This window comes from Uliginosibacterium aquaticum (assembly GCF_012972705.2).
Classification (GTDB): domain Bacteria; phylum Pseudomonadota; class Gammaproteobacteria; order Burkholderiales; family Rhodocyclaceae; genus Uliginosibacterium; species Uliginosibacterium aquaticum.
Genome location: NZ_JABCSC020000002.1, coordinates 394,679 through 420,919, shown reverse-complemented (window position 1 = coordinate 420,919; position 26,241 = coordinate 394,679). Strand labels below are relative to the sequence as shown.

At 62.7% G+C, this 26,241-nt stretch carries 23 protein-coding genes and 1 tRNA gene; 13 read left to right on the top strand and 11 right to left on the bottom strand.

All coding sequences use genetic code 11. The annotated features are described in order from the left end of the window. Nucleotides 1-64 precede the first annotated feature (64 nt). Together hemB and HJ583_RS09390 are read left to right on the top strand one after the other, a co-directional pair. A complete protein-coding gene (hemB, locus tag HJ583_RS09395) occupies nt 65-1,069 on the top strand; it encodes a porphobilinogen synthase (RefSeq protein WP_170021677.1) in 1,005 nt (334 codons plus the stop codon). Then, nucleotides 1,029-1,547, top strand: a complete 519-nt coding sequence (locus HJ583_RS09390) for a GNAT family N-acetyltransferase (RefSeq protein WP_328824867.1) — start codon at nt 1,029-1,031, stop codon at nt 1,545-1,547. Before hemB ends, HJ583_RS09390 begins: the two co-directional genes overlap by 41 nt. A 27-nt stretch (nt 1,548-1,574) precedes the next feature. On the opposite strand, the gene msbA is transcribed toward HJ583_RS09390, so the two are convergent. From msbA to HJ583_RS09370, 4 genes are all read right to left on the bottom strand, one after another. Beyond that, entirely contained in the window at nt 1,575-3,374 is a 1,800-nt protein-coding gene (msbA, locus tag HJ583_RS09385; RefSeq protein ID WP_170021675.1) for a lipid A export permease/ATP-binding protein MsbA, read from the bottom strand. 199 nt (nt 3,375-3,573) lie between these two features. Beyond that, nucleotides 3,574-4,233: a hypothetical protein gene (locus HJ583_RS09380; protein ID WP_101942612.1), complete on the bottom strand. Its 660-nt coding sequence runs from the start codon at nt 4,231-4,233 to the stop codon at nt 3,574-3,576. 118 nt (nt 4,234-4,351) lie between these two features. Beyond that, complete coding sequence (locus HJ583_RS09375; protein ID WP_328824866.1) at nt 4,352-5,017, bottom strand: tyrosine-protein phosphatase; 666 nt, start codon at nt 5,015-5,017, stop codon at nt 4,352-4,354. Nucleotides 5,018-5,056: 39 nt separating this feature from the next. Further along, nucleotides 5,057-6,328, bottom strand: coding sequence for a LysR family transcriptional regulator (locus tag HJ583_RS09370; RefSeq protein ID WP_170021674.1), 1,272 nt, complete (start codon nt 6,326-6,328; stop codon nt 5,057-5,059). Between the two features lie 229 nt (nt 6,329-6,557). On the opposite strand from HJ583_RS09370, the gene HJ583_RS09365 reads away from it, so the two are divergent. The 8 genes from HJ583_RS09365 to HJ583_RS09330 all read left to right on the top strand — a co-directional run bounded on the left by HJ583_RS09365 (nt 6,558) and on the right by HJ583_RS09330 (nt 14,202). Continuing rightward, nucleotides 6,558-7,073 carry a TRAP transporter small permease gene (locus HJ583_RS09365; RefSeq protein ID WP_170021673.1) on the top strand — a complete coding sequence of 172 codons (516 nt, stop codon included), beginning with the start codon at nt 6,558-6,560 and terminating at the stop codon, nt 7,071-7,073. Next, nucleotides 7,070-8,392, top strand: coding sequence for a TRAP transporter large permease (locus tag HJ583_RS09360; RefSeq protein ID WP_170021672.1), 1,323 nt, complete (start codon nt 7,070-7,072; stop codon nt 8,390-8,392). Before HJ583_RS09365 ends, HJ583_RS09360 begins: the two co-directional genes overlap by 4 nt. 61 nt (nt 8,393-8,453) lie before the next feature. Beyond that, entirely contained in the window at nt 8,454-9,503 is a 1,050-nt protein-coding gene (locus HJ583_RS09355; RefSeq protein ID WP_170021671.1) for a TRAP transporter substrate-binding protein, read from the top strand. A 39-nt stretch (nt 9,504-9,542) separates the two neighbouring features. Further along, nucleotides 9,543-10,094, top strand: coding sequence for a hemerythrin domain-containing protein (locus HJ583_RS09350; RefSeq protein WP_328824865.1), 552 nt, complete (start codon nt 9,543-9,545; stop codon nt 10,092-10,094). A gap of 24 nt (nt 10,095-10,118) precedes the next feature. Continuing rightward, nucleotides 10,119-11,144, top strand: coding sequence for an amidohydrolase family protein (locus tag HJ583_RS09345; RefSeq protein WP_170021670.1), 1,026 nt, complete (start codon nt 10,119-10,121; stop codon nt 11,142-11,144). A gap of 10 nt (nt 11,145-11,154) precedes the next feature. Next, nucleotides 11,155-11,841: a 4-carboxy-4-hydroxy-2-oxoadipate aldolase/oxaloacetate decarboxylase gene (ligK, locus tag HJ583_RS09340; protein ID WP_170021669.1), complete on the top strand. Its 687-nt coding sequence runs from the start codon at nt 11,155-11,157 to the stop codon at nt 11,839-11,841. Further along, nucleotides 11,834-12,922, top strand: coding sequence for a 4-oxalomesaconate tautomerase (locus HJ583_RS09335; RefSeq protein WP_217423360.1), 1,089 nt, complete (start codon nt 11,834-11,836; stop codon nt 12,920-12,922). Before ligK ends, HJ583_RS09335 begins: the two co-directional genes overlap by 8 nt. A 14-nt stretch (nt 12,923-12,936) precedes the next feature. Continuing rightward, complete coding sequence (locus HJ583_RS09330) at nt 12,937-14,202, top strand: gallate dioxygenase (protein ID WP_170021668.1); 1,266 nt, start codon at nt 12,937-12,939, stop codon at nt 14,200-14,202. Nucleotides 14,203-14,384: 182 nt separating this feature from the next. Here the strand turns inward: HJ583_RS09330 and HJ583_RS09325 are convergent, their stop codons facing one another. After that, nucleotides 14,385-16,202 carry a GspE/PulE family protein gene (locus HJ583_RS09325; protein WP_170021667.1) on the bottom strand — a complete coding sequence of 606 codons (1,818 nt, stop codon included), beginning with the start codon at nt 16,200-16,202 and terminating at the stop codon, nt 14,385-14,387. Between the two features lie 161 nt (nt 16,203-16,363). Between HJ583_RS09325 and HJ583_RS09320 the strand changes: the two genes are divergently transcribed. Both HJ583_RS09320 and HJ583_RS09315 read left to right on the top strand, forming a co-directional pair. Next, nucleotides 16,364-18,325, top strand: a complete 1,962-nt coding sequence (locus HJ583_RS09320) for an ATP-dependent DNA helicase (protein WP_170021666.1) — start codon at nt 16,364-16,366, stop codon at nt 18,323-18,325. A gap of 121 nt (nt 18,326-18,446) precedes the next feature. Continuing rightward, a complete protein-coding gene (locus HJ583_RS09315; protein ID WP_170021665.1) occupies nt 18,447-18,998 on the top strand; it encodes a helix-turn-helix domain-containing protein in 552 nt (183 codons plus the stop codon). Nucleotide 18,999: 1 nt separating this feature from the next. On the opposite strand, the gene HJ583_RS09310 is transcribed toward HJ583_RS09315, so the two are convergent. Together HJ583_RS09310 and msrP are read right to left on the bottom strand one after the other, a co-directional pair. Then, nucleotides 19,000-19,683 (bottom strand): protein-methionine-sulfoxide reductase heme-binding subunit MsrQ, encoded by a 684-nt coding sequence (locus HJ583_RS09310; RefSeq protein ID WP_170021664.1) that lies wholly within the window; start codon nt 19,681-19,683, stop codon nt 19,000-19,002. Then, a complete protein-coding gene (msrP, locus tag HJ583_RS09305; protein WP_170021663.1) occupies nt 19,683-20,627 on the bottom strand; it encodes a protein-methionine-sulfoxide reductase catalytic subunit MsrP in 945 nt (314 codons plus the stop codon). The genes HJ583_RS09310 and msrP overlap by 1 nt, the downstream gene beginning before the upstream one ends. 191 nt (nt 20,628-20,818) lie before the next feature. Here msrP and HJ583_RS09300 point away from each other — a divergent pair. Beyond that, a tRNA-Ser gene (locus HJ583_RS09300) sits at nt 20,819-20,909 on the top strand. Nucleotides 20,910-21,322: 413 nt separating this feature from the next. On the opposite strand, the gene HJ583_RS09295 is transcribed toward HJ583_RS09300, so the two are convergent. From HJ583_RS09295 to HJ583_RS09280, 4 genes are all read right to left on the bottom strand, one after another. Further along, nucleotides 21,323-22,339 (bottom strand): hypothetical protein, encoded by a 1,017-nt coding sequence (locus tag HJ583_RS09295; RefSeq protein WP_217423359.1) that lies wholly within the window; start codon nt 22,337-22,339, stop codon nt 21,323-21,325. Between the two features lie 78 nt (nt 22,340-22,417). Then, nucleotides 22,418-23,227, bottom strand: coding sequence for a transporter (locus tag HJ583_RS09290; protein WP_170021662.1), 810 nt, complete (start codon nt 23,225-23,227; stop codon nt 22,418-22,420). 101 nt (nt 23,228-23,328) lie between these two features. Then, the gene (locus HJ583_RS09285; protein ID WP_170021661.1) at nt 23,329-24,339 is read right to left on the bottom strand and encodes a transporter; all 1,011 of its coding nucleotides are present in this window, start codon (nt 24,337-24,339) and stop codon (nt 23,329-23,331) included. Nucleotides 24,340-24,385: 46 nt separating this feature from the next. Continuing rightward, complete coding sequence (locus HJ583_RS09280) at nt 24,386-26,173, bottom strand: arylsulfatase (RefSeq protein WP_170021660.1); 1,788 nt, start codon at nt 26,171-26,173, stop codon at nt 24,386-24,388. Nucleotides 26,174-26,241 lie beyond the last annotated feature (68 nt).

Below are 26,241 nucleotides of genomic sequence, written 5' to 3'. Positions count from 1 at the left end.
TTGATTGTAAAAAATCGTAAATTCATCGCGGCGATAGCCGTGTTGTTAGCTCTGTGAGTCAGCCATGACAGCCTTTGCCCGCTTTCCCGCCAATCGCCCACGTCGCATGCGGCGTGATGAGTTCTCCCGTCGCCTGATGCGCGAGTCGCGCTTGAGCAGCGATGATCTGATCTATCCGGTATTTGTTCTCGAGGGGCAGGGGCGTGTTGAGCCGGTGGTTTCAATGCCCGGGGTCAGCCGCGTATCGCTCGACAGACTGTTGGATATCGCAGCAGAGGCTGTGGCTTTGGGGATTCCGGCACTGGCGCTATTCCCGGTGATCGAAGCCGGCAAGAGTGATGCTGCGGAAGAGGCCTGGAATCCCGACGGGCTGGTGCCGCGCGTGGTGCGAGCGTTGAAGGAAACGTTTCCGGCGCTTGGGGTGATCACGGATGTGGCGCTGGATCCCTATACGAGTCATGGTCAGGACGGGTTGATTGATGCGAGCGGCTATGTACTGAATGACGAGACCCTGGCTGCGCTAGAGAGGCAGGCGCTGTGTCACGCAGCCGCCGGGGCTGATGTGGTGGCACCGTCAGACATGATGGATGGGCGAGTGGCGCGCATTCGCAGTGCGCTGGAGGCGGCAGGGCATATCCATACCCGGATCCTTGCCTATTCGGCCAAATACGCATCGAGTTTTTACGGTCCCTTCCGTGATGCGGTGGGCTCTGCGGGCAATCTGGGCAAGGGCAACAAATACAGCTACCAGATGGATCCAGCCAATTCGGATGAGGCGATCCGCGAGGTGGCGCAGGATATTGCTGAGGGCGCGGACATGTTCATGGTCAAACCCGGCATGCCTTATCTGGACATCGTGCGGCGCGTGAAGAGTGAGTTGGCGGTGCCGACCTTTGTATATCAGGTCAGCGGTGAGTACGCGATGCTCAAGGCGGCCGCAGCGAACGGCTGGCTGGACGAGCAGGCGGTGTTCATGGAATCTCTCCTTGCCTTCAAGCGTGCTGGTGCGGATGGCATCTTGACCTACTATGCGCTGGAGGCCGCGCGCTTGCTCAAGCGCGAGGCCTGAGTTGCAGATCCGCCCGATGAGGCCGGCAGACTTGCCGGCCGCTTTTGCTTTGCAGTGCCGGGTTTATCCGGACGCCTATCACGAACCCCAGGAGGCCTTGGCGAGCCGCTTGGAGGCGGGGCCTGCTTTCTGCTGGGTAGTCGAGCAAGGCGGGCAATTGACGGGCTATGTCTTTGCTCATCCCTGGAGTGGTGCGCCGCCACCGTTGCATGAGCCCTTGCCTGCTTGTGTGGCGGAGCATCTGTTCCTGCATGACCTGGCTGTTTGCCCTAATCTCCGGGGAATGGCAGCAGGACGCCAACTGTATGCCTGCGTGGCGGGTGAGGCCCTGCGCGCCGGTCTGGGCAGAATCCGTCTGGTGGCTGTCGGTAGCGCCAGTGCGTTCTGGCAGCGCCAGGGGTTTGCTGAACTGGTGCTGGCCGGGCTGCATCCAGCCTACGGTCAGGCGCAGGTGATGCAGCAGGACTTGCTAGGCTGATGCACAGCCCCGTCTGTTGACCGGGACTTAGCCTCGTGCAACAGCCTCATTGAAGGCCAGGGTCTCGCTCAGGCTCGCAGGAGTGGGTTCGTCACCCACGATTTCCTCTCCGCTGGCGAGCAGGCGGGCATAAGCGCCACCTGCCGTCATCAGGCTTTCGTGGGTGCCGATCTCGACGATGCGGCCGCGCTCCATCACAACGATGCGATTGGCGTCACGGATGGTGGTCAGGCGGTGGGCGACTACCAGCACAGTGCGATCACGGCGTAGCTCGACCAGCGCTTCACGTACAACGCGCTCGGATTCGTTGTCCAGCGCCGAGGTGGCTTCGTCCAGCAGCAGGATCGGGGCGTTCTTGAGGAAGGCTCGGGCGATGGCCAGGCGCTGGCGCTGGCCGCCGGAGAGCTGGTTGCCGTTGCTGCCGATGCGCGAGTTGAAGCCTTGCGGTAGTTTGTTGATGAATTCCAGTGCGTGGGCTTGGCGGGCGGCTTCCTGGATTTCGTCGAAACTGGCCAGCTGTCGGCCGTAGCCAATGTTGTGGGCGACGGTGTCATCAAAGAGAGCCGCATGCTGGCCGACCAGAGCCAGTTGCTGGCGCAGCTCGGCAAGGCTCAGCTCCTGCAGCGGGACGCCGTCGATCAGGATCTGACCGGAGCGGGCTTCGAAGAAGCGTGCGACCAGTGCCATCAATGTAGTTTTGCCGGAACCGGAAGCTCCAACAAAGGCGACGGTTTCGCCGGGCTGGATGCTCAGCGTGAAGTCGCTTACTGCGGGTGCTTCCTGACCCGGGTAGGCAAAGCTCACGTTTTCAAATCTGATTTCGCCACGCGCACGCTCAAGCTTTTGCAGACCGCGATCTTCTTCGGCTTGCAGATCCAGCAATTCGAAAATGCTCTGGGCACCCGCGAGGCCGCGCTGGATCGTGGAGTTGATGTTGGTCAGGCGCCGAATGGGTTCGAAGATCATGGCCATGGTGGCGATGAAGGCCACGAACTGGCCCGGCGTGAGCTGACCACTCTCGACCAGGCTGGAGGCGGCGAAGATCACGATGGCTACTGCAGCGAAGGCCAGCACCTGCACCATTGGCACATTAGCCGAGGAGATGCGTACGACGCGCATGGTTTCCTTGCGCAACTGGGTGGCGATGCGTGCGAAGCGGCTGGCTTCGTGCTGCTGGGTGCCGAAGATCTTGATCTCGCGCAGGCCGGCCAGTTGCTCCTCTACGGCACAGGTCATTTCACCCATGCTGGCCTGTTGCAGGCGATTGGAAGCCCGCATGCCGGTGCTGGCCTTGCGGATGATCCAGGCGACTACCGGGGCGATGGCAAAGATGATCAGGGTCAGATGCCAAGCCTTGTAGAACAGGAAGGCGAGCAGGGCAACGATAGTCAGGCTGTCCTGGATCACCACGATCCAGGCGGTCGACAGCGCAGCGCCGACCTGCGGGATGTCGTAAGTGATGCGCGAGAGCATGCGTCCGGTGGTCTGCGCCTGGTGGGTGGTGACTGGAAGTTCCATCTGGTGGTTGAAGACGAGGCGGCGCAGATCTTCGATGGCTTTGTTGGCCACCCACTGGCTGGAGACGCTGGAGATGTATTCGGCGAGGCTCTTGCCGCAGGCAATCAGCAGAATAGTGAGCGGCACCCGCCACATGGCATCCGGATTGCGGGCGATCAGGCTTTCATCGAGCAGGGGTTCGAACTGCCCCGAGAGCAGCGGGGTGGCCCCGGCAACAGCGGCCATGGCCAGCACGGAGAGGGCCGAAACGCGCCAGTAAGGCTTGATGTAGGCCAGCAGGCGGCGATAGAGGCGGAAGGAATCAGTCATCGGAATGCCGGAGAGGCGGCCTGCGGAGTGAGGCCCGGCGTGATTGTAGCAGTGGCCGGGCTGCTGCCCGGCTACGGCCCTGTTCGCTATTGCGGTGTCAGCCAGCGCTTATAGGGCTGTGGGGGCATCAACGCAGCGATGCGCCCGCAGCCAAACCGGCCAAGATGATCTGGCCGGGGCAATCTGAACAGGCGCTGGTTCAGAAGCCGACGGTGACACCCAGGCTCAGCACCGGGTACCACTTGTACTTGCTGATCTTGTCGTCGAACTTGGTCTTCTCGGCCGCTACGTCGCTTTGCAGTTGGCTGCACTGGGCTGCATTGAGGGCGCTGCCGCAGCTGACGTTGAGAGTCGAGGTGGGGCTGCCCATGTAGTACGCACCGAGGTCGGCATAGAAACCGATGCCGGCACCAGACACGCTGCCGTAGCCCACGCCCAGATAGGGTGCGAGGCTGTTGCCGGATTTGACTTGACCGGTGGCACTACCGATCTGGCTGGCCTGGTATTGGGTGCCATTGAAGTTGTAGGTGCCGTTGGTGGGGCGGCCAGTGAGATCAACCTTGCTGTTCGAGTAATAAAAACCGCCGGTCACGCGAAAGCCCAGGCCCACGCTCACATCGGCGAGCAGCCGCGGTGTGGAGAGTTTGGCGTCAGCGTCGTAGTCGATATCGGTTTCTGTGAAGGACTTCGAATAGCTGTACTGCGAGTAGCCGGCACGTACGCTCACCAGCGGCATGACCTGATAGGCCACGTCGAAGCCGTAGCCGGTACTGCCAACCTGCAGGCCGGCACCGAGATCGGCAGAAGCGGCCGTACTGCAGGCTGCAAGTGCTGCGCAGAGGAGGATTTTCTTGTGCATGGGAGTCCTTTTCCGGGTCTGGGTTGGATGGTTCGGCCTGAATGGCTGGCAGGATTGTGGGGGCTCGGGTTGTGCCCGGCAATGATCGTTAATCTGTATTCGGCGAGCGCGGCCTTGCCTATTCGCGATGCAGCACGCGGTCGACCAGAAAGTCTGCCCAGCCACGCGTGTGGAAGGCCGCCTTGAGTTGATCGCGGTCGTAAACAGTATCTAGCCAGGTGAAGAATTCGATCGGCTCGCGGGCGTTGGCGATCAGATATTCTTCGAAGAAGAAATCGAGGATGCCTGTCTTGGAGCCCTTTAAATGGCCATATTTCCACGATAGCTCGCGCATTGCGTCGGCAATCGGCTCGCCCTGGCGGAACATGCGATAGAGCGCTGCAGCGAAGCCGGCGCGGTCTGCGCCGCTCTTGCAATGGATCAGCACCGGGTATTCGATCTCGCCGAACAGGGTCTGTGCATCCTTGATGATGTGGGCGTAAGGCGCGCTGCGCGAGAGGATGCCTTTAAAGTCGATCAGGCGAATGCCCAGACGGCGGCACTCCTCGGCCTCGAGTGCGTAGCGCCGGGAGTCGTCCGCTCCACGCAGATTGATGATGGTGCGGATGCCCAGCTTGCGCTGATATTTGCGGATCTGGCCGGGGCTGGGCTGACTGCTGCGATAGAGGCCGCCGGGCAGGGCATGCAGGTTGTTGTAGATCACGCGGAAGATGCCGTGATCCACGAAGAGCATGTCCAGATAGGCCAGCAGACGGCCAGAGAAGCTTGTTACGTCACGCGCCACGGATAAGGTCCGATCAGCCCGGTGGGGCAAAGGCGGGGATTATGCTTCAAAAGCGTCTCCGGGCGTCTGGCTGCTCAGCGCCGGCAGCTGGTTGACCTGGTGGCGGATCGCTGCCAGCACTGCTTCGGTGGCCGGCGAGAGCTGGGCATGGGCGCGGGTGGTGATGCCGATCTGGCGCACCGTCTGCCCCAGCTCGACTGGTAATTCGACGAGCTTGCCGGCCTCCAGCTCGAAACAGAGCTGGTGCGGCGAGATGGCGGTGAGCATGTCGCTGGAGAACAGCAGGCTGCGCAGGATGGCCAGATCGCCGGTCTCGACCGAAGCCTGCGGTGGCGCCAGCCCCAGCTCACTGAAGGACGCATCAACGAGGCGCCGGCCCGGCGCATCGGGGCGCGGCAATACCCATTGCTCATCCAGCAGATCGGCGAGCGGGATGCGCGCGCGCGCGGCGAGCGGATGGCCGGCACGCGCGAGGATGCCCAGGCGGTCTTCAAACAGCGGCTCAAGCAGCAGCCCTTGCGTATCGCGATCGGCGCGCAAGGCGCCGAAGATGAAGTCGATGTCACCGCTGCGCAAGCCGGCAAGCAGCACTTCGTAAGGGCTTTCGACCGTGCTCACGCGCAGACGCGGGTGGCGTCCCACCGCCGCCGCGATGCCGGCCGGCACGATCAGGGTGCGCCCGAGCGGTAGCGCGCCTACCGTGACATGGCCGGCCAGGCTGCCGGCGATGGCGGCCAGATCCGACTGCATGTGGCGCAACTCGGCCGCGATCAGTTTGGCATGCACCAGCAGGCGCGCGGCCGCATCGGTCGGCAGCAAGCCCTGCTGCATGCGCTGGAATAGCGGTGCGCTCAGGGCGGTTTCAAAGCGTTTCAGCGCCATGCTGGCGCCGGCCTGAGAGATGCCCAGGCGCGCAGCCACCGCCGTCACATTCCGTTGCTCGGCCATGCTGATCAGCAGGTGCAGCTTGTGACCGGAGAACAGCAGACTGGCCAGACTGTTGCGCTGGCTGCGGCTGCAGCCCAGCTCGTCCAGCACGAGACTGACCTCGCTTTCGATGCGCTCGGCACGCAGTTGCACCGCCTCGCCATAGGCGTTGAGCAGCATGCCGCGCGGGCGGCGCTCGAAGAGCGGCGTGCCCAGCGCCTCTTCCAGCTCCCCGACCGAACGCGTGACCGCCGAAGCCGCCTTGAAGACCAGTTCGGCCGCCCGCGCCACGCTGCCACTGCGGGCCACGGCGAGAAAACTGCGCAAATGCTGAAGCGGCTCCAGCACGCCCGAATCTTGATAAGGGTTTTCACCTAGATGCATCGCACAATCCTTATCTGGCAGGCCATAACGAAAATTTACTTATGCTGACATAACATTTTCAGAACGCAGTATAAGCAGCCGGCAACGAGCCGACAACGCAGTCTGCCTACACTGGATTCACTCGATCAGCCCACCGGAAGGCTTCTCAAGAAAGCCGGGTGTGGCGAGCAACACAGACCGCTCTGGCGCGCACGCAACGCGTCGGGCAGGTGGATCCAACGGAGACAAGATGCAGTCGAACATTGAACAAATGCGCCCGATCGAGCGCTGGCTCGGTCGCCTCTGCGACATCAGCGCCAGCATTGGCGGCACGGTGCTGGTGAGCATGGCCGGCATGACGGTGGCCAGCGTGATCGGCCGAACTTTTTTCGCCAATCCCATCCTCGGCGATGTGGAACTGGTGCAGCTGGGCTCGGCGGTCGTGGTGGCCTCCTTTCTGCCCTATACCCAGTACCGCCGCGCCAACATCATCGTGGACTTCTTTACCACCGGCCTGTCCGCCCGCAAGCAGGAATGGCTCGATGGCCTCGGCAGCCTGCTCTACACCCTGATGCTGGCACTGATTTGTTGGCGCGTGGCGGTGGGCTGCATCGACATCCGCGCGACCGGCGAAGCCTCAATGCTGATGAACTTTCCGCTGTGGATCGCCTATCTGCTGATGCTGCCGGGCCTTGCGCTCGCCGTGGTCATCGGCCTGTATCAGACGCTGTGCCAGCTGCGCGGCGAAGCAGGAGTGGCGGCATGAACACGTTTTCGATTGGCCTCTCGATGTTCGGCGGCATGCTGGTGCTGATGGCACTGCGGGCGCCGATTGCCGTGTCGATGTTCGTGCCCGGCGCGCTGGGTTATCTCGCGCTCTCTGGCTGGTTGCCGCTGCTCTCGCATCTGAAGGGCGCGGTGTATGGCCGGGTGTCGGTGTATGACCTGTCGGTGATTCCGCTCTTCATGCTGATGGGCGCTTTGGCCGTGCAAGGCGGCTTGGCGCGCGCACTCTTCGACTTCGCCAATGCGCTGCTCGGGCGCTTCCGCGGCGGCATGGCGATGGCCGGGGTGCTGGCCTGCGCCGCCTTCGGCTCGATCTCCGGCTCCACCGTGGCCACCACCGCGACGATTGCCCAGGTGGCCTACCCGCAGATGCGCCGCATCGACTACTCCGGCCGGCTGGCCACCGCCGCGCTGGCCTCCGGCGGCACCATGGGTGTGCTGCTGCCGCCTTCGGTGACCCTGATGGTGTATGCCATCCTCACCGAGCAGAACATCACCAAGATGTTCCTCGCCGCCTATGTGCCGGCGCTGCTGGCCGCCATCGGCTACATGCTGGCGATCATGGTCACCGTGCGGATTCACCCCGAGCAGGCGCCGGCAGCCAAGCCGGCCTCGCTGCGTGAAGTCGTGAGCTACGGCAAGCAGGTCTGGCATATCGCGCTGATCTTTGGGATGGTCTTCGGCGGCATCTACGGCGGCTTCTTCACTGCCACCGAAGGCGCCGCGATTGGCGCGTTGCTGACCTTCCTGATCACCCTCGTCACGCGCCAGATGAGCCGCGCCAAGCTGATCAGCGCGGTGCGCACCACGGCCCAGACCAGCGGCATGATCTTCCTGATCTTCCTGGGCGCCGACATGATCAACGCCGCACTGGCGCTCTCCCAGCTGCCGGCCCAGCTGGCTGACATGGTGGGCCACCTGCAGCTGAGCCCGCTGCTGGTGATGGCCGGGCTGATGCTCTTCTACGTGATCCTCGGCTGTGTGATGGACGAGATGTCGATGATCCTCCTCACGGTGCCGACGCTCTTCCCGGTGATCATGGGTCTGGACTTCTTCGGCCTCGGCATGGCGGACAAATCGCTGTGGTTCGGCATCCTGATCCTCACCGTGTGCGAGATCGGCATGATCTTCCCGCCGGTGGGCCTGAACGTCTACATCATGAATGGCCTCGCCAGAGATGTGCCGATGAGCGAGACCTACAAGGGCGTGATCCCCTTCCTGATCACCGATGTCATCCGTCTTGGTCTGCTCATCGCCTTCCCCGGCCTCGCGCTGTGGCTGGTGCATCTGCTGACCTGATCCCGCAGCCCGCCCCACCTCAAGCCCACTGCTTCACCCGACCCGACAAGGAGACAAGACCATGAAGACCCAACAGAAGATGATCGGCAAAGTCTGCAGCCTCGCATTGCTGGCGCTGGCAGCCACCCCGGCGCTGGCTGCCGACCCCGTCGTCACGCTCAAGCTGCACTTTCACCTGCCGATCAGCTCCTTGGCCAACACCCTGTTCATCACGCCCTGGTGCGAGAAGATCGCCAAGGAATCGAACGAACGCATGAAGTGCCAGATCTATCCCTCGATGCAGCTCGGCGGCACTCCGGCCCAGCTCTACGAGCAGGTGCGCGATGGCGTGGCCGACGTCGTGTGGGCCCTGCCGGGCTACACCGCAGGCCGCTTCCCGATGGTGGAAGCCTTCGAGCTGCCTTTCATGATGCAGAGCCCGGAAGCCACCAGCCGCGCGCTGTGGGACTACGTCGATCAATTTGCCCGCGCCGAGTTCAAGGATGTGAAGCCGCTGGCCTTCCATGTGCACGGTGATGGCGTTTTCCACACCACCAGCAAGCAGGTGCGCACCTCAGCCGATCTGAAAGGCATGAAGCTGCGTGCGCCGACCCGCCTCACCAACAAGTTCATCGCCATGCTCGGCGCCACGCCGGTAAGCATGCCGGTGCCGCAGGTGGGCGACGCACTGGCCAAGGGCGTGATCGATGGCGCAGTGGTGCCCTACGAAGTGGTGCCCTCGGTGAAGATCCAGGAGCTCGTGAAGTACCACAGCGAAACCGACCCAGCCGAGCCCGCCTTCTACACCTCGACCTTCATCTTCGCGATGAACAAGGCCAAGTACGACTCGCTGCCGGCCGACCTGAAGAAAGTGATCGACCACAACAGCGGCGTGGAGCTTTCTGGCCAGATCGGCAAGGCCTTCCTGCAGGCCGATGCCGAGGGCAAGAAGCTCACCACCCACAACACCACCTACGTGATCCCGAAGGCCGAGCTGGACAACTGGAAGAAAGTGGCCGAGCCGCTGAAGGCCTCCTGGGTCAGCGAGATGAACGGCAAGGGCTACAACGGGCAGCAACTGCTCAATGGGGCCAAGGCGCTAATCGCCAAGCATTCGGCCGCCATCAAATAAGCCCATGCCGATGAATGCTCAAGAAATGGAGGTGGCATCGTGAGTGCTGAAGTGCCCGGCAAACCCGACGCGCCGGAAGACTCCCCGCTGGAGAGCTTCTCGCACTGCCATGAAGGCATCCTCACGCATCTTGGTGCGCTGGGCGAACTGCCGGCGCTGGCCGCTGCCGCGACCCGCGCCCGGGAGCTCGCCGGGCAAACCCAGCGTTTCTTCGCCGAAGCCATGCTGGCCCATCACGAGGAGGAAGAGCGCGAGCTCTTCACCGCCGTGCAGGCCAGCGCGGTGGCCGGCGAGGAAGCCGCCAGGGTGCAGGCCATGGTGCAACGCCTGACCGAAGAGCACCGCGCCATCGAAGTGCTCTGGTATCGCCTCGCGCCGCAGCTCAAGCGCCTCGCCAATGGCCATGTCGAGCCGCTCGATGGCGCGCTGGCGGGTGAGCTGGTGAGCCGCTACCGCGCCCATGCGGACTTCGAGGAGCGCGAGTTCCTGCCGCTGTGCCAGCGCATCCTCGGCCGCAACGGCAGCCACATGGCGGCCCTCGGGCTGGCCCTGCACATGCGCCATGCGCCGCAGAAACTGCCCTACATCTGAACTGAAGCAAGGAATCCAAGCATCATGATCATCGACTGCCATGGTCACTACACCACCGCACCGGCCGCCCTCGAAGCCTGGCGCCAGCGCCAGATCGCCGGCATCAAGGATCCCTCGGCCATGCCGAAGGCCTCCGAGCTGAAAATCAGCGACGACGAGCTGCGCGAGAGCATCGAGCTCAACCAGCTTGCCAAGATGAACGAGCGCGGCATCGACCTCACGCTGTTCTCGCCGCGCGCCAGCTTCATGGCCCACCACATCGGCGACTTCCAGGTCTCCGCCACCTGGGCAGCGCTGTGCAACGAGCTGTGCCATCGCGTTGCGCAACTCTTCCCGGAGCGCTTCGTGGGCGCGGCAATGCTGCCGCAGTCGCCCGGTGTGGATCCGGCGAGCTGCATTGCCGAGCTGGAAAAATGCGTGAAGGAATACGGCTTTGTCGGCCTCAACCTCAACCCGGATCCCTCCGGCGGGCACTGGAGCAGCCCGCCGCTGACCGACCGCCACTGGTATCCGCTCTACGAAAAAATGGTGGAGCTGGACATCCCGGCGATGATCCACGTCAGCACCAGCTGCAAGGCCTGCTTCCACACCACCGGCGCGCACTACATCAATGCCGACACCACGGCCGTGATGCAGCTGATCCAGGGCGATCTGTTCCGCGATTTCCCGAGCCTGCGCTTCGTAATCCCGCACGGCGGCGGCGCCGCGCCTTATCACTGGGGGCGTTACCGTGGCCTCGCGCAGGAGCTCAAGAAACCCTTGCTCAGCGAACACCTGTTGAAAAACATCTTCTTCGACACCTGTGTCTATCACCAGCCGGGCATCGACCTGCTGACCCGCGTGATCCCGGTCGAGAACGTCTTGTTCGCCTCCGAAATGATCGGCGCAGTGCGCGGTATCGACCCGGAGACGGGCCATCACTTCGATGACACCCGGCGTTACATCAACGCGGCCGCCTTGTCCGACGCCGAGCGCGCGCAGATCTTTGAGGGCAATGCCCGCCGCGTCTATCCGCGCCTCGATGCGCAACTGAAAGCCCGTGGGCGCTGAGGAGAGCAGCATGCAACTGAACAATCTTGGCGTGGTGCGCACGCAGATCGAGCGCGCCGACCCGGCCGCCGTCGAACACCTCTCGCGCTTCGGCGTGGCGACCATTCACGAGGCCATGGGCCGCGTGGGGCTGTTGAAACCCACGATCCGCCCGATCTACGCCGGTGCGCATCTGTGCGGCACGGCCGTGACCGTGCTGCTGCAGCCGGGCGACAACTGGATGCTGCATGTGGCGGCCGAGCAGATCCGCCCGGGCGACGTGGTCATCGCCGCCTGCACCTCCGACAGTACTGATGGCTTCTTCGGCGATCTGCTGGCCACTTCCTACCGTGCCCGTGGCGCGAAAGGTCTGGTCATCGATGGCGGCGTGCGTGACGTGAAGGATCTCACCGCGATGAGCTTCCCGGTCTTCAGCCGGGCAATTCACGCCAAGGGCTGCACCCGCGCCACGCTCGGCTCGGTGAATATCCCGGTGGTGTGTGCCGGCGCGCTGGTCAATCCGGGCGATGTGGTCGTCGCCGATGACGATGGCGTGGTGATCGTGCCGGCCGCGCTGGCCGCCGAGGTCGCCGCCGCCGCTCAGGCCCGCGAAGACAACGAAGGCGCCAAGCGCGCCCGCTTCGCGGCCGGCGAACTGGGGCTGGACATGTACAACCTGCGCGACACCCTCGCGAAAGCCGGCCTGCGCTATGAATAGTGCCCGCTGCATGTGGATGCGCGGCGGCAGCTCCAAGGGCGGCTACTTCCTCGCCGAGGACCTGCCGGCCGACCAGGCCGAGCGCGACGCCTTCCTGCTCGCCGTGATGGGCTCGCCCGATACGCGCCAGATCGACGGCATGGGCGGCGCTGATCCGCTCACTTCCAAGGTCGCGGTCGTGCGCAAGTCGCAGCGCCCCGGTGTGGATGTCGACTACCTGTTCCTGCAGGTATTCGTCGATCAGCCGCTGGTGAGCGATGCACAGAACTGCGGCAACCTGCTCGCCGGCGTCGCCCCCTTCGCCATCGAGCGCGGGCTGGTCGCGCCTCAGGGCGCAGAGACCCTGGTGCGCATCTACATGGAGAACACCGGCCAGATCGCCGAGGCCCGGGTGCAGACGCCTGAGGGGCGCGTCGAGTACGCGGGTGACGCGGCACTCGATGGGGTGCCTGGCACGGCGGCGCCGATCCCGCTGTTCTTCAGCGACACGGCCGGCTCCTCCTGCGGCGCGCTGCTGCCGACCGGCCGGGCCCGCGACAGGATTCAGGGCGTGGACGTCACCTGTATCGACAATGGCATGCCGGTGGTGCTGATTCGCGCCGCAGATCTGGGCTGCCGGGGCGACGAGACGCGTGCCGAGTTGGATGCCGACGAGTCGCTCAAGGCGCGGCTCGAAGCGATCCGCCTGGAAGCTGGGCCGCTCATGAAGCTGGGCGATGTCAGCAAGCAGTCGGTGCCCAAGATGACGCTGATCAGCGCGCCGCAAGACGGCGGGGTTATCAACACCCGCAGTTTTATCCCGCACCGTTGCCATGCCGGCATCGGCGTGTTCGGCGCGCTCAGTGTGGCCACCGCAGCAGCGCTGCCCGGCAGCGTGGCTGAAGGCCTAGCGCAGGTGCCGGCCGGCGCCAGCAAGGCCATGCGCATCGAGCATCCCTCGGGCGCCACGCGGGTGCAGGTAGAAACCGATGGCGCGGGCGCATTTCGCTCGGCAGGATTGATCCTGAGCGCCCGCAAACTTTTCGATGGTGTTGTCTATGCTGCAGCACGCGCCTCCCAGCGCGAAGCCGCAGCCGAATGAAGAAGGAGACAGGAATGGCAAGAATCATTGGCGGCGTGGCGGTTTCGCATACCCCCACCATCGGCTTCGCCTACGACCACAGCAAGCAGAACGATCCGGCCTGGGCGCCGATCTTCACGGCCTTCGAGCCGCTGCGCGCCTGGTTCCGCGAACAGAAACCGGATGTGCTGATCTACGTGTTCAACGATCACGTCACCTCTTTCTTCTTCGATCACTACTCGGCCTTCGCGCTGGGCGTGGGCGAGCAATACGCGGTGGCGGACGAAGGTGGCGGCGCGCGCGACCTGCCGCCCGCGGCCGGCCACCCGGCACTGGCCCGGCACATTGCCACCAGCCTGGTGACCGACGAGTTCGACATGTCCTTCTTCCAGGACAAACCGCTGGACCACGGCTTCTTCTCGCCGATGTCGGTGCTGCTCGACCGGCCGGCCAATCAGTGGCCCACCACCGTGGTGCCATTGCAGGTCGGCGTGCTGCAGTTCCCGATCCCGAGCGCGGCGCGCTGCTACAAGCTGGGCCAGGCCCTGCGCCGCGCCGTGGAGAGCTATCCGGAAGACCTCAAGGTGGCGGTGGTCGCCACCGGCGGCCTCTCGCATCAGGTGCACGGCGAGCGTGCCGGCTTCAACAACACCGAGTGGGATCACCAGTTCCTCGACCTGATCACGCAGGACCCGGCCCAGCTCGCCGGCATGACCCACGCCGAATATGCCGAACTGGGCGGGCTGGAAGGCGCTGAAGTGATCATGTGGCTGATCATGCGCGGCGCGCTCTCGGCCAATGTGAAGCGCCTGCACAGCTCCTACTACCTGCCCTCGATGACCGGCATCGCCACCCTGATCCTCGAAGACGAAGGTCGCCCCGCGAGCGGCGCCCAGCAGGCCCGCCACCGCGCCCGCATGGGCGAGCAGCTGGCAGGCGTCGAAAAGCTGCAGGGCACCTATCCCTTTGATCTGGAACGCAGCGTGCGGGCCTACCGCATCAACCGCTACCTGCACGAGATGATCCGCCCCGAGCACCGCGCGGCCTTCCTCGCCGATCCTGAAGCCTCTTTCGAAGCGGCCGGCTTGAGCGAAACCGAGCGCGACCTGATCCGCCGCCGCGACTGGCGCGGCCTGATCCACTACGGCGTGATCTTCTTCATGCTCGAAAAACTCGGCGCCACGCTGGGCGTGCCCAACCTGCATATCTACGCCGCCATGCGTGGCGAGAGCGTCGAGGACTTCATGAAGACCCGCAACACCCAGGTGAATTATTCGGTCGCGGGTAAGGGCAGGGCATGAGGCCTGGGAGCGTCCGCCTCCGGTGGCAATACCGTTCAGTCAGGCGACAGGTATGTGCAGTGTGTCGTCCCCGTTAAGGCGAGGGTCCAGTGTTTTTCTACGTCTCTGGATTCTCGTCTTCGCGGGAATGACAAGTTTTGGCCTTAGGTGAAGTTTTAGGCGGGCGCTTTTTTAGCGGTGCATCAGGTGCTGGTGGCGAGGCTCTCATCCTGTGCCGGCGGTGCGCTGCGTACGACTTCTTCTAGGCTGGTCAGACCTTTGGCGATCTTCAGGGCGCCCGAAATGCGCAGTGGTTTCATGTCTTCACGCATGGCCTGCTGACGGACGGCAGCGAGTTCGGTGTTGTGCTGGATCTGGCGGGCGATCCCCGGCGACATCAGCAGGGTCTCGTAGATCCCCATCCGGCCGCTGTAGCCGGTGTTGCGACATTCCAGGCAGCCGACTGGGCGATGGAAATGGCGTGGCACGGCGGCCTTGAATGGCGCCACGAGCTGCTCCCAGACCAGGGCTTCTTCCGGCGTGGGTGGCGAGGGTTGCTTGCAGTGCGGGCACAGAGTACGTACCAGGCGTTGGGCCATCACGCCGAGCATGGTGGCATTCAGCAGGTAGGGAGGCACCCCCAGATCCAGCATCCGGGTGATGGCTGACGGCGCGTCGTTGGTGTGCAGGGTGGAGAGCACCAGATGGCCGGTGAGGGCGGCCTGGATAGCCATTTCGGCGGTTTCCAGGTCGCGGATTTCGCCGATCATGATGATGTCCGGGTCCTGCCGCAGTAGTGCCCGTACGCCGTCCGCAAAGCCAAGGTCAATACCCGCCTGGACCTGCATCTGGTTGAAGGCGCCTTCCACCATTTCGATCGGATCTTCGATCGTGCACACATTCACTTCCGGTGTGGCGAGCTGCTTGAGGGTGGAGTAGAGCGTGGTGGTCTTGCCCGAGCCGGTCGGGCCGGTCACCAGGATGATGCCGTTGGGCTGGCGAGTCATGTGGTGCCAGCGCGTGAGATCTTCATCAGTGAAGCCGAGCTCGGCAAAGCTGCGCACCAGCACGTCCGGATCGAAAATCCGCATCACCAGCTTTTCGCCGAAGGCGGTGGGCAGGGTGGACAGGCGCAGCTCGACCTCGGTGCCCTGAGGCGTGCGGGTCTTGATACGGCCATCCTGAGGCCGGCGTTTCTCGACCACGTCCATGCGGCCGAGAATCTTGATGCGGCTGGTCATCGCGTTGATGACCGTCATCGGCAGCTGGTAGACCTGATGCAGCACGCCATCGATGCGAAAGCGCACGATGCCCATCTCGCGGCGGGGCTCGACGTGGATGTCCGACGCACGCTGGTCAAAGGCGTATTGCCACAGCCAGTCGACGATGGAGACGATGTGCTGCTCGTTGGCGTCGAACTGGCGATTGGTTTTCGAGAGCTCGACCAGTTGCTCGAAGTTCGAGATCGCGCTGCCCTTCTGTTGCTCGGCCTGGGAGGCCTTCTTGACCGAGCGCGCGAGGTTGTAGAACTCGATCTGGAAGCGCTCGATATCCACCGGATTGGCGAACACGCGGCGAATCGGCTTGCGCAGCACATGCAGGAGTTCAGCCTCCCACTCGCGCACGAAGGGCTCGGCGCTGGCGATCACCACCTCGTTGCCACTGACCTGCACAGGCAGCACCTGCAGACGCGAGGCGTAGGCGGCGGTCATCACTTCGGTGACGGTTGAGAAATTGATCTTCAGCGGATCAATGTGGAAGTACTCCAGCCCCAGTTTGCCGGCGAGCCATTCGGTGAGGGCATCGATGTGCAGGAGCTTGTGCGGCGGCTGAGCGGATTTCAGCTGGCGTTCGGCAATGACCACCAGTGGATGCGCACCGCCCTTGTGGCTGTAGCGTTCGGCGAAGATCGCCTCGGCATCCTCATGGCTGATCAGGCGATCTTCGCGCATCAGTTTCAGAACCTCCTTGAGCTGGAGGCGGTGTTCACTGGCGGCGTGTTTGGAGCTAGGGCTGTTCATGTCACGGTGAAGGCTGGGCGCGCGAGACTGGAATGTACTCCCGGGGGAGTACGGGCAGGGGCTTGGTTTGGGAGTTTTTCAAGCCCTTTGCAGCTTTTAACGACAGCCGGACCCGCCGCATTGAGCGTGCTAACATCGCGCGGCCTTTGGTCTGCCTGCTCATGATCGACATCACCCCCCACTTTGCTGATGACGGCACGCTTGCCCGCGTGATTCCCGGTTTTCGACCGCGCCCCCAGCAACTGGAGATGGCGGCGGCGATTGCGCGCGCAATCCATGGCAATCGCCTGCTGGTGGCCGAGGCGGGTACCGGTACTGGCAAGACCTTCGCTTATCTCGTGCCGGCTCTCCTCTCGGGTGGCAAGGTGATCGTCTCGACTGGTACCAAGACCCTGCAGGACCAGCTCTTTCACCGCGACCTGCCTGCCGTGCGCAAGGCCTTGAAGGTGCCGGTGGGCGTTGCCTTGCTGAAGGGCCGCCAGAACTATGCCTGCCACTACCATATCGGGCGGGCCCAGCTCGAAGGCCGTTTCCTCAATCGCGAGGATGCGGTCCACATCCGCACGATTGCCAAATGGCTGATGCACACCCAGACCGGCGACAAGGCTGAATGCACCGGCGTGCCCGAGGATTCCACGGTATGGATGGCGGCAACCTCGACGCGCGAGAACTGTCTCGGCCAGGAGTGCCCGAACGCCAAGGAGTGCTTCGTGATGGCGGCGCGGCGCGCGGCGCAGGAGGCGGATGTGGTGGTGGTCAATCATCACCTGTTTTTCGCAGATGTGATGTTGCGCGACGAAGGCATGGGCGAGCTGTTGCCGGCCTGCAATACGGTGATCTTCGACGAAGCGCATCAGTTGCCGGAAACCGCCTCGATGTTCTTTGGCGACTCGGCCTCCACTGGCCAGATGCTCGATCTGGCGCGCGATACCCGGGTCGAGGCGGTCGCGGGGGCACGCGATTTCCTGCCCTTGCAGGATGCCACCCGATCGCTGGAGAAAGCCGCTCGGGATCTGCGTCTGGCGATTCCTGGCGAGAACGCCCGGCTTTCCTTCGAGCAGGTCGGCGACAAGGCGGACTTCCTGGCCGCGCTGGATGTGGTCGAGCATGAGCTGGAAGCCTTTGTCGGTTTAGCCGAATCGCAGGCCGAGCGCTCCGAAGGACTGGAGAAATGCTGGCAGCGCGCCACCGATCTGCACGCGCGGCTCACCAACTGGCGCCGCCTGAATCAGCCGGACACGATCCGCTGGGTCGAGGTATTCAGCCAGTCGGCCTCGCTGAATACCACCCCGCTGCGGGTGGCCGAGATTTTCCGCAAGCAGATCGAGGGCAATGCCAAGAGCTGGATCTTTGCCTCCGCAACGCTCGCTGTCGGGCAGAGCTTCGGCCACTACTGTGGCGAACTGGGCCTCGATGTGCTGGATCCGCCGCCCGATACCGGCATGTGGGGCAGCCCCTTCGAATATCAGGATCAGGCTTTGCTGTACGCACCAGCGAATATGCCCGATCCGAACAGTCCTCTGTATCTGGATGCAGTCATCGAAGCCGCTGTGCCGGTGATCCGTGCAGCCCAAGGGCGCACTTTCGTGCTGTGTACGTCGCTGCGGGCCATGAAGCACATCCACGAGGGGCTGGAGTCGCGCTTTCATCGCCAGGCGCTGGATTTCCCCTTGTTGATCCAGGGCCAAGCCTCGCGCAGTGAGTTGCTGGAGCGCTTCCGTCAGCTCGGCAATGCAGTGCTGGTAGCCAGCCAGAGCTTCTGGGAAGGCGTGGATGTGCCGGGCGATGCGCTATCTGTCGTGATCATCGACAAGCTGCCCTTTGCGCCGCCGGATGACCCGGTGCTGAAAGCCCGCGTCGACTGGATCGAGAAGCAGGGCAAGAACCCGTTCATGGAATATCAGCTGCCGCGCGCGGTGATCAGCATGAAACAGGGGGCAGGGCGGCTGATCCGCTCCGAGCGCGATCGTGGTGTGCTGATGGTGTGCGACCCGCGCATGATCAGCAAACCCTATGGCAAGCGGGTCTGGCAAAGCCTGCCGGCGATGCGCCGCACACGCATCGAGGAGGAAGTGGTGGCTTTCCTCGAAGCCTTGCCGCCGCCCGCCAGCTCGGCAGATTGACAAAAAATTGCAGCTTCGCGTGCTGACAGCTGTCATAGATACAAAGTAATATTTCCCCGCGCGCCTGTAGGAGAAGAACCTACAGCTAATATTCGCCGCTGGAAGCGGTTTCGGGGAACAGATGGACAGGCTGGTTTTTGCCAAGACGAGTGCCGGGCTGGATGAAATCCAGCAGCGCCAGATGCGCCTGCATCCGCGCGTGCGCTCGCTCCTGATTCTTGTGGATGGCAAGCAGCCGGTGTCTGAACTGCGTGGCAAGTTTGCCGTTGATCCCGTGATCCTGCAGGAGCATCTGGAACTGCTGCAGGAAGCCGGCCTGATCCACCCGGTGGTCGAGAGTGTGGAACCCACACCGCATACCGGCCCCGCCTCCAATCTGCCGGAAGTCGTGGAACTGCCCGCGCAAGGCGAAGCTTCATGGATGTCGGAAATGCAGAGCCCGCTGCCCTCTGACGAGAGTTCCCGCCTGATGGCGCTCTACCGCATCTATACCGAGACCATCAGTGCCAGTTTCGCTGCCAAGTCCGCACCTTATCTGAAGGAGCTGGACAAGGCTGCGCGCATTGGCGATTACATCGCCCTCGGGAACAAGATCATCACGGCGCTGAACAAGTCCGCGCGTGTCAATCTGGCGGTCGAGTTCAAGCGCAAGGTCAAGCCGTTGCTCAGATAGCTCAGCGCGGAATGATCGGAATGATCTTGCGCGCTTTCACTTTCTGCTGTGGCCGCCCGGTGGCGAGCTGACGCCGGCGCTCTTCCTCACGCATCCAGGCACGGTAGCCCAGCAGTGTCGCCAGAATCAGGGTGTAGATCAGTGGTTCGGTAATATCCCGCTTCACCAGCCACCAGTAGTGCAGCACAGCGAGGATGCCGATGGCGTATACCGAGCGATGCAGTGCCTGCCAGCGTCGTCCGCCCAGCCAGCGGATGGCGGCGTTGAAGGAAGTCGCGGCAAGCGGGATCAGCAGTACGAAAGCGGCAAAGCCCACCGTGATGAAGGGGCGTTTCAGGATGTCGCGTGCGATGCCTTCCCAATCAAAAAACTGGTCCAGCCAGATGTAGGTGATGAAGTGTTGCAGACCATAGAAAAAGGCATACAGCCCCAGCATGCGGCGGGTGCGCAGCAGCCAGTTCATGCCGCTCAACTTGCGCAGCGGAGTGATGGCAAGTGAGGCCAGCAGGAAACGCAGGGTCCACTCGCCAGTGCCGCGTGTAATCGCCTCCACCGGGTTGGCGCCCAGTTCATCATTGAAAAAGCCCCAGCTCATGTGTGCCAGAGGCAGCAGGCAGGCAAGGAAGAGTACGCATTTGAAGGCCGCGATCGCGCCGCGCCCAGGGTTCTTGATCCAGTCTCGCATCAGTAGTTCTTCTTCAGGTCCATGCCGGTGTAAAGCTGGCCCACCTCGTCGGCATAACCGTTGAAAAGCAGGGTCTTGCGCTTGGTGATTTCACCGATGCGGCGCTCGGTATCCTGCTTCCAGCGTGGATGATGTACGGCCGGATTGACGTTCGAATAGAAACCGTATTCATTGGCGGCAGCCTTGTTCCAGGCCGTGCCCGGCATCTTCTCGACCAGCCTGATCTTCACGATGGATTTTGCGCCCTTGAAACCATACTTCCAGGGCACCACCAGGCGGATCGGGGCGCCATTCTGAGGCAGCAACTCCTCGCCGTAGAGGCCGACCGCCATCAGCGTGAGCGGGTGCATGGCCTCATCGAGACGCAGACCTTCGGTATAAGGCCAGTCCAGCACTGGTTGCCAGGTGCCGAGCATGATCCGCTTGTCGTAGTGAGTCACGAACTCCACGAATTTCGCACTGCCCTGCGGTTCGACCAGCTTGAGCAAACTCGCCAGTGGGAAGCCTACCCAGGGAATCACCATTGACCAGCCCTCGACGCAGCGCATGCGATAGATGCGTTCCTCAAGTGGTGCAAGCTTGAGCAGATCTTCGATGGCAAAGCTGCGTGGCTTGTTGCACAGACCTTCCACTACAACGGTCCACGGCCGTGTCTTCATCACGCCGGCATTTTCCGCAGGTTCATCCTTGTCCAGTCCGAACTCGTAGAAGTTGTTGTAGCTCGTGATGTCCTTCAGGCGCGTCGGTTTGTCATCAATCTTCTGTCGATTGGGCTGCACATTGGCAAGTGCTGCAGCTTCGGCCGCCCCCCAGGGCAACGCCAGTCCTGCCGCAGCGGCCATAACTGCACGACTGCCGCTGTGTATGAACTCGCGACGGGCCTGGTAGAGCTCGGGCGCGGTGATTTCGGAGGGGGGGATGTTGTCGGGGCGTCGGATCAGCATGGGGTCCATCCTTTCAGGGCAGTGGGTCTGCCGGGCTCTCTGGTGTCGGGATCTATCTGTAGTAGACCGCCTTGGCCGCAAAAGCTTACGGGAAAAAGCACAAATTCCTTGGCGAGCGCTTGGCGCGTGGAAAGTTTTTACTCTGGCATTGCCCGAAGGTGCCAAGTCTGGCTATAATCTTGCCTCTTCGCGGAGAGGTGGATGAGTGGTTTAAGTCGCACGCCTGGAAAGCGTGTGTAGGGTAATACTCTACCGCGGGTTCGAATCCCGCCCTCTCCGCCACGAAGACTTGCTAAGGCCCTGAGTTTTCAGGGCCTTTTGTTTTTCTGGTTGCTTTGTACTGCATAAAATTCATACACGTCGCTTGAGGCAAGCGTTCCTTACTGTTCGCGCCAAGCACTCGTTAGCTCGGATAAGCATACGTTGCTTGGAAAGCCCTCCCTGATCAACTTCAGGATGTCACTGTGCCCCCAAGGAACAGACCGAGTGGCCGGTTCTGACTGAGGGTAGTCGCGGCTTTGTTGCAGCAATCGACTGGTTGCCCGGTGAGCACGTGACGGCTCGCGACTTTGATCCGCAGCTCGCTGCGTTGCAGAGTCGCGCAACTCTGCTCAGGTGCTGGCTGCGCAGACAGTTTGTGCGAGAAGCCGGTTTGCTTGGCTGGAGCCTGTCCATTGATCTGACGGACTCGCGATCTAGAAGCTGACGGCGATGCCCAGTGACGTGCCTTCAACGTTCTTGCCAAAACGATAGCGAAAAACAAGGCGGGTACGGGTAATGATGATGTCGTGGGCGCTGGAATCCAGCTCAAGGCCCCAGCCCAGGGAAGTGAGCTGATCAAAGCCGAGCAGGCCCGCCTGATCCCCGAGATAGGTGGTGTGGGCCGCTTCAAGCACATAGCGTACGGGCCGCCCCAGTGCGGTGAGTCCGGTAGGTGCGCGCCAGCGGGTCCACAGGCTGAGCGTTTCGCCGGAAGCGCTGCTCTCGAACGCAGTGTCGTAACTTCTGAGCTGGACATTGGAGTAGCGCCATTCGACGTCGATCTCGCGCTGCGGGGTGTAATCCTCGTAATCGAGCATTACCGAGCCCCCCAGCCCATAGGCATTCATGTGCCCACCCTGCAGGAAGTCGAAATTGGCGTCAGCCTTGTTTTCCACTGCGGTGGAGACTGTTGTAAGCGTGCTGGCGAGCGAACCCACCATGAAGTTGAAGATGGGTCTGAACTTCAAGTTGTTGGCGACCTTGAAATCCCAGCCAACGCCGCCGCTGGCGCTGACGGAGGTCCATTTGGCAGGCAATGGCGTTTCGGCCTGACCGTTGCTGGCGACAAAGGTCGGGTCGTAGCGTGCATAGGCCACGCCACCTTCGAGGTAGAGCGGAAAGCTCTTGCTGATCGAATCGCCGCCGGCAAGCTGCGACATGACTAGGGTTGAGCTGTCCGAGCTGCCGGTACCCGCATCCATGCTCAAGGTGCTGCTGGTCAGATCCGGAACGGCCGAGAAGCTCATCAGCGCCAGCATGCTTTCAGCATTGCGCTTGACCTTGTCGGTCTTGACGGTGAAAAGCGGCGAACCCTGCGCGTAAGCGGGGGCTGGGCACAGGGCTCCAAGGAGGATCCCCCCGATGATTATCGTCAGGCCCCTGCGCCCGAGCGCACTACGCAACGCGAGCGTAAAGTCTGGTTTCCGGCTCTGCTGTCTCTGGTAGTCCATGCTTGCGACCTGGTGTAGTTGCTGGCCGCCTCCCGGTGAGGGCGTCCGATGCACGCCCCTTTTACGGCGGGAGGTTCGTCATTTCGGGAACAGAAGCGTCAGTTGCACGCGCAAACCCCAGCCTTTCTGGGCGTTGTCGGCCGACTCGGCCCAGTATTTGCCAGCCACCGCCAGCTGCATGATTTGCGGGCCAAGCTTGAGGATCTGGCCGGCCTGCACGATCAGCGGCACCGTCCACTGTCTGGCGCGCCAGTCGTAAGCGGATTCGGTATACGCGCCGATGGTGGTGTGGGTCTTGGTGGTGTAGCTCATGAAGGGCTGCAGGCTCGTGAGGTTGACGTCTTCACGTTTGTCATCCCCTGCGACCGACCAGACGTGCGCGCCCAGAAAACCAACCGTCCACGGACCGTTCTGCCTGAGCACCACAGCTGTCGGTCCGAGCCCCAGCTTTTCGGTTCCCAGCGCAGATTCGCTCGCAGTCGGCAGCAGCTCGATGGCGCCAACACCCCAGATCCAGCCGCTCTCGGTAGGCGCTTTGGGCGAAAAGAACTGGCTGGCGGTGATGTCGCTCAAGCCCGACTGGTTGACGGCGGTTGCGGGGAAGCTCTGGCGTTCAATGAAGGGCACAATGGTGCGCGTGATCAGGTTCCAGTCCTGGCTGAATTCAAACGGCACCACTGGCTGGAAGACCATGCTGTCGACCGAGGCCCCTTTGTTCAGGCCGCCATATTCGTCATGGTTGTACTGGATCGGGACGCTGATCAGCGCGGCAACCGGGTTGGACAGTTTCTTGGCCAGCTCGGCAGCCTGATCTTCCTGCGCTAGCGCTGCGCCGCTCGTGGCCATGGCGACTGTCGCCAGGCCAATACCCGCAAGTTTCGTCAGCATCGCATTTTCCGTTTCTGTTGTATCAGGACGTGGCTTAGGTTCTAGCCTGGATCACCACAGGCAACGCCCCCGCGTGGCAGGCAAGCGGGGGCGTACGGACCTTATTCGCCCTTGAGGCGGCGCGAGCCTTCGATGATCGGATGCCAGCCCGAGATGAGCGTGATCATGAAACTGTCCAGGCGCATATCATTTGTGCCGCTGTCATTGGCTGTCGACTTGTAGCCGAAGGTCAGACTGGTGTTTGGATTGATCTGCATGCCAATTGTCAGGCCGTAGGCGATGTCATTGCGCTTGTCGCCGGCTACTCCGTTGATCGTGGCCTTGCCGCCGTTGTACCAGGATGCGTCCAGCGAGCCCCACAGGGTCTCGTTGAAGTCGCGCGTCAGGTGGGCATCGAGCTGGAACAAGGGGTCGGTCTTGAGCGTCTGGCCAACGTAGTTGGTGTTGTCGCCGAAGATCCAGGCCGAGGGCAGCAGTTCGAAGGTGGTACGCCGGCCCGGCACCCAGCTGCCGATCTGCATCACCATGGGGGCACCAATGCGGCCATACCAGCGGTTCTGCCCCAGATTCAGGGCTTGCTTGCTGTCGTATTCGCCGATCGGCAGCGCCAGATCTGCCAGCACGTCCAGCGAGAAACCGGGCTCGTAGCGGACTGCGTCCGGGATGGTCTTCTGCGCTTTGGGCCCGATCAGGTTGATGTCGAACTCCAGCATCGGGTCACCGAATCCGCTGGCGGACTGCTGGGCGGAAGCCACCGAGGCGCCATTGACGACTTTGGTGGCTTCACCGGAAAGACGCCCCATCGGCAGGATCACCGCGGCCATCGCAGAGCGGTCGAAGAGCGAGAAGGTCTGCGCATAGCCGGCCATGGCCATGGTTGCGTCGAACTCGGCGCCGGCACTCACCCGATGCGAGGAGTCAAAGGGGTTGGTGTTGCCGCTTACCGATTCGAAAATCAGCGGTACGGCACTGCCACCGGAGAGCGACTTCCAGTAGAAGCGGCCGGGCACCTGGGCCTGCACCGACTGGCACAGCCCCAGAGCGATGACTGCCGCGGCGGCCACGCGCAGGGCGGCGCGCGGCTGACAGGGGTTTGCGTGGTTTTGATTCATACGAGCCATCCTTCCTGAATGTTTGAGCGGTTCATCATTACTGCGATCAAGGCTTGGGTTCTGCCAGCATGTCCTTGGGCGGCAGGAACTGCTTCTTGTAGATCAGCGGCGGATAGCCGGCGTCGTCCGGCACACGCGGCGGCAACTGGTCTTCCAGCGTTTCGAACATGGTTCGGTTGGGCAGGATCACGTTGTTGTCCTTTGCGTAGCGATCCCACAGTGCGAGCATGCTCTTGAGCTTGTCAGGATTCGAGGCGGCCAGATCCTTGCGTTCCGCGGGGTCCTTCACCACGTTGAACAGTTCCCAGTCGCCCTTGCCGAAAGATTTGTGCTGCCAGCGGATCTTCCATTCGCCCTGGCGGATGGCGTGATTGCCGAAGATTTCCCAGCCAAGGTAATCCTGCTCGGTGCGCGGGGACTCAGCCTGATTGGCCAGCACCTTGCTCCAGGACTTGCCGGTCAGCGGCGGCAGCGTTTTTCCGTCCAGCTTCTCCGGATAGCTGGCGCCCGCCAGCTCCAGCATGGTCGGCATGATGTCGGCGACATGCATCAGGCCGTTGTTGATGCTGCCCTTCGCACGCTTGACGGGTGGCCCGCTGACGATCAGGCCGTTGCGGATGCCACCTTCGGCCATCCAGCCCTTGTACTGACTGAAGGGCGTCATTGAAACCTGGGCCCACATCGGGCCGTAGCCGACGTAGGAGCCGGGGTCGCCCCAGGCATTCGGGTGGGTCTGGGACCAGGCCGTGGCGGCAAACAGGTAGTCCCGCGAGCCCGGTGAGCCGGCAATCATCTTGAACAGGTCAGTGCCCTCGGCGCCGTTGTCACCGAAGGTCACGAAGATCGTGTTCTCGTATTCTCCGATGTCCTTCAGGTGCTGAACCAGGCGCCCGATGTGGTGGTCGAGGTTCTCGACCATGCCGGCGTACAGCTCCATCTTCTTGCCCTGAATGGCACGGGCGGCAGGCGCGAGGACGGTCGGATCGGGCAAGAACCACATGCGCTCGGAGAGCTGCGTGCCCGCCGGCATGATGCCCATCTCGATCTGACGCTTCAGACGTGCCTGGCGAACGGCATCCCAACCCTGGTCGTATTCGCCGACATGGCGGTTGCGCCATTCTTTGGGCAGGTGGAAGGGGTCGTGCGGGGCCTGATGGGCCACATAGGCGAAGAAGGGCTTGCCGTCGCCGCGATTCGCGTCGATGAAGTTGATCAGCTTGTCGGTATAGGTCTTGGTGGCGTAGTAATCCTTGGGCAGTTCGGTCAGATAGCGGCCATCTTCGGTGAACACCGACTTGGGCGCGACAGCGGTGAAGTTGGTCATGTCCCAGTAGCTGGCGGCACCATCGAGCAGGGTAAAGTCGCGCTCGAAGCCGCGCGCCGCCGGGATCAGGTCAGGCGCCTTGCCCAAGTGCCACTTGCCCACCATGTAGGTGTGGTAACCCGCTCCCTTGAGCAATTGCGGCAGCGTCGCCACCTGCTTGCTGAGATAGCCCTCGTAGCCTGGAACCCCCATCTGGTTCGGCGCGGTGTACTCGTCCATATTGCCAAGGCCATTGAGGTGGTTATCCACACCGGTCAGCAGCATCGAGCGCGTCGGCGAACTCGTGGCATGGGTGTAGAAATTGGTGAAGCGCACCCCATCACTGGCGAGGGCATCGATGTTGGGCGTCTTGATCTCGCTGCCAAAGGCGCCGGTGTCGGAGAAGCCCAGATCGTCTCCGAGCAGGATGACGATATTGGGGCGCTTGGCCGGAGTCTGCGCGGGAGCAGATGCCGCGAACAGCGTCGCTAGTGTTGCGGCGATCACGGTCAGGGATGTTCGTTTCTTCATGTTTCCTCCTGTTTTGATACTGGATGCCTGCTTATGACAGGCAGCTTCTGGCTTCACGTGCATAAAGG